Consider the following 9,125-nt stretch of genomic DNA (forward strand, 5'->3'; position numbering starts at 1 on the left):
TTGTGACGCCGAGCGTCCCGGATGAGGTTGCCGATGCGGGCCAAATAGTCGTCAGTCACAAGCCACTATGGTACCTCACATATGAGATAGGGCAAGTATTCGAGACTACTAACGCTGAATGCTCTCGTGTCCGGGGTCGTTGACTCATCGTGGAAATGCCCGCGGGCGTCACTCTTCGTGGATGGAGTTGACGCTGCCGGATCGGAAACGTGTGTTGGCCTCTAAGGTGCGGGCCTTCACGATTCGGGGGGAAGTACTGAATCGAAGCACCAGACCCAGTCCGGTGAGGCCGCCGGCGCGGGTGTCGTAGGCTCGATGCATGGCCCTCTCCGAGCACGTCCGCGGAGCCCGGGCGATGCCCCCGCGATTCCACTGGTTTTGGCCCTTTATCAGGGAAGAGGAACTCCCCTGGGCGATCATGACCGCCAGGCCAGGGGAACAGATCGTGCTCCAGTCGATTGACCGCGAGGCCGCTCCCCGGGCTGGCAGGCACGGTCCGGTCACCGTCGTGCGCGACCTGCCCGATGTCCGGCGAAATGTCAGCCGCTCCGCTTGGCTACTCTCGCGCTCGGGCACCTATTTGCAGCGGGCAGTAGCGCGCCAGCGGCTTGCGCGAAGCAGCGACTTCGACCTATTGCACATTCATTACTTCAACCGGTTCACCGACTTTCTGGCACCCCTTACGCACCCCCTGGTGATAAGCGTGCACGACGTCCTACCCCATCAGGCGCGGTTAGGCCGCGGGGAGCAACTCTTGGCCAGGGCTCTCTATCGCCGGGCCGACGCGCTCGTCGTCCATCACGAGGCGCTCCGTGACCGCCTGGTCGAAGCTTTGGCTGTGCCGTCCGGCAAGATCCACGTGGTGCCCCATCAGGTCTTTGAGGCACCCCCGACTCCGGCGCCTCCGCGCGATCACCCGCCGATGGTGTTGCTCTTCGGTGCCCTGCGGCCCAACAAGGGCCTTGAGGTCTTACTCGATGCAGTGACGCTGATGGCGGGTGAGGAGTTGCGCGTGACGATTGCCGGCAGGGGTAGCCCGCACCTGGAGGCGATGGCCCGCGAGGCGGCCGAGGCCGACCCGCGGATTCACGTTGAGATCGGCTTCGCCGACTTGGAGCGCAAACACCAACTCTTCGCCGATGCCTCGCTCGTCGTCCTGCCCTACACCGCATTCGAGTCGCAAAGCGGGGTCCTACACGATGCGTATGCCCAGTCGCGTCCTGTTGTGGTGAGCGATGTCGGCGCGCTGGGAGAGACGGTTCGCCAAGATGGGACTGGCTTGGTTGTGACGCCGGGCGACTCGAACTCGTTGGCGGAGGCCATTCGCGAAGTGGTCCAACCGCGGGAGTGGGCGCTGTTCGCCGCGGCAGCCAACCGCGTACGCGCGGACCGCTCTCCGGAGCGTTGCGGAGAGCGCCTCCGTACTGTGTACGACAGCGTGCTGTGACCGAGGGCGCGTCGGCATCTCGTGCCGACGCGCCCCCGATATAGGGCAGAAGCCTAGGCCGGGACGGAGGCCGCGCCCGGGGGCAGGAGCCGCCGGCCGAGCACCTTCTCGCTGATGCCCTCGCGGTCGAGCAGCGGGCAGATGCCGCCGTTCCAGAACTGGAATCCGGCGCCGGTGATCATCGCCAGGTCGATGTCCATGGGTGCTTGGGCGACGCCGTCGGCGAGCATCATCCCGACTTCCTCGGCGATGGCCGAGAGCACCCGCACACGCACCTGCGGCACGGTCAACTCGACCGGGTGCTCCGGCACGACCTGCAGCGACGGGTCGAAGCCCGGCTTCTTGGCCGCGACGATCGCCTGCATCGAGGGCGAGACATAGAACCGGTCGCCGAAGGCGCGGTGCAGGGTCTCGACGTTGTGCAGCGCGATCGCCGGACCCACCAGGCTCAAGAGCACGTATGGCGGCATGGGTGCCAACCCCGCGACCGCCTGGTCCGCGATCGCCACCGGCGTGCCTTCGTCGACGATCTTGGAGTATTCGCCCATGAAACGGCCGAGCAGCCGGTTGACGATGAAGCTGGCCGAGTCCTTGACCCGGATCGTCGTCTTCTTCAGTGCCTTCCCGACGGCGAAAGCCGTTGCGAGAGCGGCATCGTCGGTCTTGTCGCCCGGAATGATCTCCAGCAGCGGCATCACCGCGACGGGGTTGAAGAAGTGGAATCCGACAACCCGCTCGGGGTGCTCCAGGTCGGCCGCCATCTCGGTGATCGAGAGCGAGGAGGTGTTGGTCGCCAGGATGCACTCGGCCGAGACCACGGCCTCGACTTCGGCGAACACCTGCTTCTTGACCGAGATCTCCTCAAAGACCGCCTCGATGACGAAATCGGCGTCGGCGAAGCCGTCCTTGCTCGTCGCCCCGGTGATCAGGCCGGTGAGCTTGTTGACGGCGTCCTGGGTCATGCGGCCCTTGGCGAGCCGATCTGCGAGCTGTCCGTGGACATAGGCGATGCCCTTGTCGACCCGCTCCTGGTCCAGGTCGGTCATCACGACCGGCACTTCGAGGCGCTGCGCGAACAGCAGGGCCAACTGGCTGGCCATCAGGCCGGCGCCGACGATGCCCACCTTGGTCACCGGCCGTGCCAGCGCCCGGTCGGGGGCGCCTGCCGGCCGCTTGGCCCGCCGCTGGACGAGGTCGAACGAATAGAGCCCGGCGCGCAACTCACCGCCCATGACCAGGTCGCCGAGCGCCTCGTCCTCGGCGGCGAAGGCGTCGGCGCGCCCGGCGGTGCGCGCGGCGCGGACCAGCTCCAAGGCGCGATAGGGCGCCGGCGACTTGCCGCCGGTCTTGACGTCGACGAGCGCCTTGGCCAGGTCCACCGCGGTGTTCCAGGTGGTCTCGTCTCGGTCGACCTCGGGCCGGTTCACCTCGACCGATCCCGAGAGCACGCCGGCCGCCCAGGTCACGGACTCCTCGAGGAAGTCGGCGGGCGCGAACATCGCATCGGCCATGCCGAGCTTGAAGGCCGCCGGCCCGCTGAGCATCTTGTTGGTGTTCATCGGGTTCTCGATGATCACCGTCAGCGCCTTCTGGACGCCGACGAGATTGGGCAGCAGGTAGCAGCCGCCCCAGCCGGGCACGAGCCCGAGGAAGGCCTCGGGCAGCGCGACGGCCGGCACACCGGCCGAGATGGTCCGGTAGTCGCACGCCAGCGCGATCTCGACGCCGCCGCCCATAGCGGCACCGTTGACGAAGGCGAAGGTCGGGACCGGCAGGTCCATGATCGCCGCGAAGACCGTATGACCGGCGCGGGCGATCTCCACGGCCTGCTCACGTTCGCGTGCGGCCGGGACCGCGGTCAGGTCGGCGCCCACGGCGAAGATGAAGGGTTTGCCAGTGATACCGACAGCCTGGATCTCGCCGGCCTCGGCCCGCGCCCGCAGGCCCGCGACGATCTCGGTCAGCCCCGCGATCGTCGCCGGGCCGAAGGTGTTGGGCTTGGTGTGGTCGAAGCCGTTGTCGAGGGTAATCAGCGCCATCGTGCCGGCGCGTGCGGGCAAGGTGAGATCCCGCACCAGCGCCTTGGTCACGACCTCGTCGGGGAACTGCGTGGCTGCCTTGGCGGCAAGCGTCTCGGTCATGGCTTAAGCCTCTTTCCCGTAGTCGGCGTGGTTGGGGTTCTCCCAGATGACGGCACCGCCCATGCCGAGGCCGATGCACATCGCGGTCAGGCCGTAGCGCACCTCGGGGTGGGCCTCGAAGTGGTTGGCGAGCTGCGTCATCAGCCGCACCCCGCTCGAGGCGAGAGGGTGTCCTGTCGCGATCGCGCCGCCATACGGGTTGACACGCGGGTCGTCGTCGGCGATGCCGAAGTGGTCGAGGAAGGCGAGGACCTGCACGGCGAAGGCCTCGTTGAGCTCGAAGAGCCCGATGTCCTCGATGGTCAGGCCGGCCTTGGCGAGGGCCTTCTCGGTCGCCGGGACCGGGCCGATGCCCATGACCTCAGGCTCGACGCCGACGAAGGCGAACTCGACCAGGCGCATCCGGACGGGCAGCCCCAGCTCCTTGGCGGTGTCCTCCGCGGCGAGCAGGCAGGCGGTCGCCCCGTCGTTGATGCCGGCCGCATTGCCGGCGGTCACCCGACCGTGCGCCCGGAAGGGCGTCTTGAGCGCACCAAGGTCGTCCACGGTGGTGCCGGGGCGCGGCGGCTCGTCGGTCATGGCGAGGCCGTAGCCCTTCTCGGCGCTGCGGGTCGCGACCGGCACGAGGTCCGGCTGGATCTTGCCGGCCTGGTAGGCCGCGGCGAGCTTGTCCTGCGAGGCGACCGCGAAGGCGTCCGACCGTTCCTTGGTCAGCTGCGGGTAGCGGTCGTGCAGGTTCTCGGCGGTCTTGCCCATCACCAGCGCCGACGGGTCGACGAGCTTCTCGGCGACGATCCGCGGGTTGGGGTCGACGCCCTCGCCCATGGGGTGGCGGCCCATGTGCTCCACGCCACCGGCGATGGCGATGTCGATGGCGCCGAAGGCGATCTGACCGGCCGTTGACGCGACCGCGGTCATCGCGCCGGCGCACATCCGGTCGATGCTGTAGCCCGGCACCGTCTTCGGCAGGCCGGATAGCAGGGCCGCGGTCCGGCCGAGCGTCAGGCCCTGATCGCCGATCTGTGTGGTGGCCGCGATCGCGACCTCCTCGACCTTCTCCGGTGGCAGCTCGGGGTGGCGCCGTAGCAACTCGCGGATGCACTTGATGACCAGATCGTCGGCCCGGGTCTCGGCATAGATCCCCTTGGGTCCGGATTTGCCGAAGGGCGTCCGGACGCCGTCGACGAAGACGACCTCACGCAGACTGCGCGGCATACCTGCCTCCTTGCACGGTGTGAATGTGAGTGCGGCGCCGATCAGGGGCGCCATCGCGTCCGAGCATAACTAAGCGGTCGCTTAGCTCCTCGTCACCTAGGAGGTGAGTCGCCTCACGCCTGCTCGGCGGTGAAGGCCGTATGCAGCATGGGCGCCACGATCTCGCGCTGCCAGGGCCGCACGCCATACGCCGCGAGCGCCGCGCTGAAGGCCTCGGTCTCCGGTGCGTCCGCCGGAGGCGACCAGACCACCCGCCGCAGGGGTTCGGGGGAGCAGACGTTCTCGACGGGAATGGTCCGCTCCTCGGCGAATGCTGTGAGCAGGTCGCGGGTCCGAGCCAGGCGGGCCGCGGCGAGGGGATCCTTGTCGGCCCAGGCGCGCGCCGGCGGCGGGCCCTCGTGGGGCAGATTGGTCGGCGGCAACTGTGAGTCGGGCAGGGCCTTGGCCCGGGCGATCGCGGCCAGCCAGTCGCGCTGGTAGCGCCCGATCGCCCGATTGCCGGTGGGCAGCGTGCCGGGGCTGGTGAGGGCGTGCTGGGCGATGAGCACCAGGACGGCGTCGGGGATCAGCCGCCCGGGCGCGATGTCGCGGGCCGAAGCGAGGCGTTCACGTTCGTACCAGAGCTCGCGGACATAGGCCACGCCCCGGCCGCCGCGCACCTTGTGCAGCCCGGAGGTGCGCCGCCAGGGATCGACGCGCACCGTCGGCGTCCAGTCCAAAAGAGCCGCGAACTCCTGCCGGGCCCACTCGGCCTTGCCGCTGCGGGCCAGGTCGACGCCCATCAGATTGCGGATCTCACCGAGCACCTCGACATCCAGCGCGGCATAGCGCAGCCAGGCCGTCGGCAAGGGACGTTGTGACCAGTCCGCCGCCGAGTGTTCCTTGGCCAGGACCAGGCCGAGGTAGTGCTCGACCACCGCAGCCAGGCCGACGCGCGGCAGGCCCAGCAGCCGCGCCGCGAGTTCGGTGTCGAAGAGTTGTCGCGGACGCAGCCCGACCTCGGCGAGGCAGGCGAGGTCCTGGGTGGCGGCGTGCAGGATCCACTCGGCCCCACCGATCGCGTCGTCGAGCGGGCTCAGATCCGGCACGGCGACCGGATCGACGAGCAGGGTCCCGGCGCCCTCCCGGCGCAGTTGGACCAGGTAGGCCTTCTGGCCGAAGCGGTAGCCCGACGCGCGCTCCGCGTCCATGGCAACCGGCCCGACGCCGCCGGCGAGATCGGCGGCCGCGGCCGCGAGGCTGCGCTCGGAGTCGATCAGATCCGGCAGCCCGTCGGCGGGCGTGTCCAGCGGGACGCCCGCAGGCACGATGTCGGTCATCGGCCGCCTACCGCCGTCGACCCGGGAGCGCCACCACGCCTTCGGGCAGCGGGGGCAGTCCGGCGATGGTGCACAGCACATCGCACCAGGCGAGGAGGTGGTCGCCGTGGTCGTCGCCCAGCGGCGTCCACGAGGCCCGGATTTCGATCTCGACACTCGGATCGCGATCGCCCATCGCCCCGAAACTCTCCGAAATCACCCGGGTCACGGTCCCGGCCTCGGCGACGAATCCCAGTCCGTAGCCAGCGAGTTGTTCGGTCAGCCAGGACCAGCCGACCTCGCCGAGCAAGGGGTCCGCGCCCATTTCCGGCTCGAGCTCGGCACGGGCGAAGGTCACCGCCCGCCAGGCGCCGCCCCACGGCTCGGGACAGGACGGGTCGTGCAGCAGCACGAAGCGGCCCGAAGCGAGGTCATCCTCATCGCCGCCAGGGATGACTTCGCCAGTGAGGGCAACGGCATACGGGGCGATGCGCGCGGGCGCGGGGACCTCGGTCAAGCGGATCTCGGGGCGCGTGGCGACGCGGCGCAAGGACTCGAGCGCCTGCGCAAATGAGTCCTGCGCGGACGGTGTCTTGGTGCGGGTGGCCACATGGGGAGCGTAGGCGCTGCGCGCGAGTTTCCCGCGGAACCGCCAAATCCGGGGAGTCGTGTCCATGGGTGCCGGGACAGGCTGCGGGTGCGGCTCGCTAGGGTGCCACGGTGTTCACCCTGCTCGCGCTCGCGTCCTCCCTGGTCTGGGGGACCTCGGATTTCGTCGCGGGTGTCAAGGCCAAGACCCGCCCGGCTGCGGCCGTGGTCGGGTGGTCTCAGGCCATCGGCCTGCTCGCGATGACGATTGCTGTATGCCTGCGCACTCCCCATTTCGCATCCGGCAGCTGGCCACTGTGGGCGGTCCTCGCCGGAGTTTCCGGGTCGGGAGCGCTGGTCTGCTTCTATGCGGCACTGAGCACCGGAACCATGGGAGTCGTGGCACCGATCGCATCGCTCGGGGTGGTCGTGCCGGTGATTCTCGGAGTTGCCTCGGGGGAGCAGCCGGCGCTGCTCGCCTGGGTGGGCATCATGGTCGCGATCTCCGGTGTGCTGCTCGCGTCCGGGCCGGAGCTCGAGGGCGCCGTGTCCCGGCGGCCGGTGGTGCTCGCGTCGGCGGCCGGAGCGGGCTTCGGCGTGGGGTTGTTTTCGATCCACGCCGGCAGTGCTGACTCCGTCGTCGACACCCTGTGGCTGATGCGGTTGACGTCGGTCTCGCTCTTCGGGCTGGCCGCCCTGGTGCTGCGGCGCGCTGGCGGCATGACGCGCGCCGACCTGCCGGTGCTCGTCTTCGTCGGCCTCGCCGACCTGGTGGCGAACGCGCTCTTCGGCCTGGCCGCGACGCGCGGGTATGTCAGCATCGCGGCCGTGCTCGGCTCGCTCTATCCCGTGGTCACCGCGGTCTTGGCGTATGCCGTGCTCCACGAGCGCTTGCGCCGGGTCCAACTTGCGGGGGTCGCGTTGACGATGGCCGGCGTGGCGCTCATCGCCGGCGCCTGACGGGGTGCGACCCCGTCGAGAGGCCGGTTCGACCCCGTCGAGAGGCCGGTTCGACACGGCCGACGGGTCAATTCACGATCCTTGCGCGGCTGGAGGGCGTCGGGTGGCTGACCAGCGACTGGGAAGACGTCGATGCGAGCGCCGCCGGCCGACCCCGACGCCGCTATTACCGCTTGACGGGTGAGGGCATCCATACGGCTCGGGCGGCGTTGGCCGCACGGCAGGCCGCCATCGACGCGCGACGTCGCGCGCCTGTCCAGGGCGCGGCACGGCCGGCCACGTCGATGACGTGACGGATCGGTCACGAAGCGCGCGCCCGCCGGAGGGTCGTGCGGCCCGGCGAGCGGGCCGCCATACGATCGCATCATGACCCTTGCGACCGGCCCGTCCTCGCCTGCCCTGATGCAGTCGCCGCTGGTGCGCGCGGCGCATCGCGAGAGCGTGCCGCACACGCCGGTGTGGTTCATGCGTCAGGCCGGACGGTCACTTCCGGAATACCGCACCGTCCGGGCCGGCATCCCGATGCTGGAGAGTTGTCGGCGTCCCGACCTGGTCGCCGAGATCACCCTGCAACCCGTGCGTCGACATGGGGTGGATGCGGCAATTTTCTTCTCCGACATCGTCGTTCCGGTCGCGGCCGTCGGCCTCGGTATCGACATCGTGCCGGGTGTCGGGCCGGTAGTCGCCGATCCGATTCGCACCTGGGGCGACCTGGCACGCCTGCCCGAACTGACCGCCGACGCGATTCCTGACATCCGGGATTCCGTGCTTTTGCTCGTCGCGGAGCTGGGTGCAACGCCGCTGATCGGGTTTGCGGGCGCGCCCTTCACGCTGGCGAGCTACCTGGTCGAGGGCGGCCCAAGTCGCAATCACCTGCGCACCAAGGCGCTCATGCATGGCGATCCGGATCTGTGGAATGCGTTGTGCGCCAGGCTTGCTCAGATCTCGGCAGCGTTCTTAAGGGTGCAGGTCGAGGCGGGCGCCTCGGTCGTGCAGCTCTTCGACTCGTGGGCCGGCGCGCTGTCGCGAGCGGACTATGAGAAGTTCGTCCAGCCACACTCGGCCGCCGTGTTGGCGAGCGTGGGCGAGCTCGGCGTGCCCCGGATCCACTTCGGCGTCGGGACCGGTGAGCTGCTGCCGTCGATGGCAGCGGCCGGTGCCGACGTGGTCGGCGTCGACTATCGCGTCGCCCTGCCCGACGCCATCGCTCGCCTCGGCAGGTCGTATGCCGTGCAAGGCAACCTCGACCCGGCGCTGCTCTTCGCGCCGTGGGAGGCACTCGAGCGCGAGACGCGTCGCATCCTCGCCGAAGGTGCGTCCGCGCCAGGGCACATCTTCAATCTGGGCCACGGCGTCCTGCCCGAGACCGACCCCGATGTGCTGACGCGACTGGTCGCGCTGGTCCACGAGGCCGGTATGCGCTGACGCCGGCGATCAGCGCTCCGCGCCTGGGCGCGGCGCCGGAGTGGGTGCGTG

The 9,125-nt window shown here is 69.5% G+C and carries 7 protein-coding genes; 3 read left to right on the forward strand and 4 right to left on the reverse strand.

Features of this window, described 5'->3' with window-relative positions; translation table 11 throughout:
- Positions 1–319: 319 nt before the first annotated feature.
- Complete coding sequence (locus tag PKH97_RS10120) at positions 320–1,447, forward strand: glycosyltransferase family 4 protein (protein ID WP_324387285.1); 1,128 nt, start codon at positions 320–322, stop codon at positions 1,445–1,447.
- A 53-nt stretch (positions 1,448–1,500) separates the two neighbouring features.
- Here the strand turns inward: PKH97_RS10120 and PKH97_RS10125 are convergent, their stop codons facing one another.
- The 4 genes from PKH97_RS10125 to PKH97_RS10140 all read right to left on the reverse strand — a co-directional run bounded on the left by PKH97_RS10125 (position 1,501) and on the right by PKH97_RS10140 (position 6,711).
- The gene (locus PKH97_RS10125; RefSeq protein WP_324387286.1) at positions 1,501–3,588 is read right to left on the reverse strand and encodes a 3-hydroxyacyl-CoA dehydrogenase NAD-binding domain-containing protein; all 2,088 of its coding nucleotides are present in this window, start codon (positions 3,586–3,588) and stop codon (positions 1,501–1,503) included.
- A gap of 3 nt (positions 3,589–3,591) precedes the next feature.
- Positions 3,592–4,803, reverse strand: a complete 1,212-nt coding sequence (locus tag PKH97_RS10130) for a thiolase family protein (protein ID WP_324387287.1) — start codon at positions 4,801–4,803, stop codon at positions 3,592–3,594.
- Between the two features lie 113 nt (positions 4,804–4,916).
- A complete protein-coding gene (locus PKH97_RS10135; protein WP_324387288.1) occupies positions 4,917–6,122 on the reverse strand; it encodes a ribonuclease D in 1,206 nt (401 codons plus the stop codon).
- 7 nt (positions 6,123–6,129) lie between these two features.
- A complete protein-coding gene (locus PKH97_RS10140) occupies positions 6,130–6,711 on the reverse strand; it encodes a DUF3000 domain-containing protein (protein WP_324387289.1) in 582 nt (193 codons plus the stop codon).
- Positions 6,712–6,821: 110 nt separating this feature from the next.
- Between PKH97_RS10140 and PKH97_RS10145 the strand changes: the two genes are divergently transcribed.
- Both PKH97_RS10145 and hemE read left to right on the forward strand, forming a co-directional pair.
- On the forward strand, positions 6,822–7,649 hold the full coding sequence (locus PKH97_RS10145; protein ID WP_324387290.1) for a DMT family transporter: 828 nt from the start codon (positions 6,822–6,824) through the stop codon (positions 7,647–7,649).
- Positions 7,650–8,051: 402 nt separating this feature from the next.
- Positions 8,052–9,074 carry a uroporphyrinogen decarboxylase gene (gene hemE / locus PKH97_RS10150; RefSeq protein ID WP_324387291.1) on the forward strand — a complete coding sequence of 341 codons (1,023 nt, stop codon included), beginning with the start codon at positions 8,052–8,054 and terminating at the stop codon, positions 9,072–9,074.
- Positions 9,075–9,125: the final 51 nt, after the last annotated feature.

The organism is Nostocoides sp. (assembly GCF_035343835.1).
Lineage (GTDB): Bacteria > Actinomycetota > Actinomycetes > Actinomycetales > Dermatophilaceae > Nostocoides_A > Nostocoides_A vanveenii.

Excerpts from the sequence above, each read along its gene's own strand:
- PKH97_RS10120 (WP_324387285.1), top strand. The coding sequence starts at position 320 with ATGGCCCTCTCCGAGCACGTCCGCGGAGCCCGGGCGATGCCCCCGCGA.
- PKH97_RS10125 (WP_324387286.1), bottom strand. The coding sequence starts at position 3,588 with ATGACCGAGACGCTTGCCGCCAAGGCAGCCACGCAGTTCCCCGACGAG.
- PKH97_RS10130 (WP_324387287.1), bottom strand. The coding sequence starts at position 4,803 with ATGCCGCGCAGTCTGCGTGAGGTCGTCTTCGTCGACGGCGTCCGGACG.
- PKH97_RS10135 (WP_324387288.1), bottom strand. The coding sequence starts at position 6,122 with ATGACCGACATCGTGCCTGCGGGCGTCCCGCTGGACACGCCCGCCGAC.
- hemE (WP_324387291.1), top strand. The coding sequence starts at position 8,052 with ATGCAGTCGCCGCTGGTGCGCGCGGCGCATCGCGAGAGCGTGCCGCAC.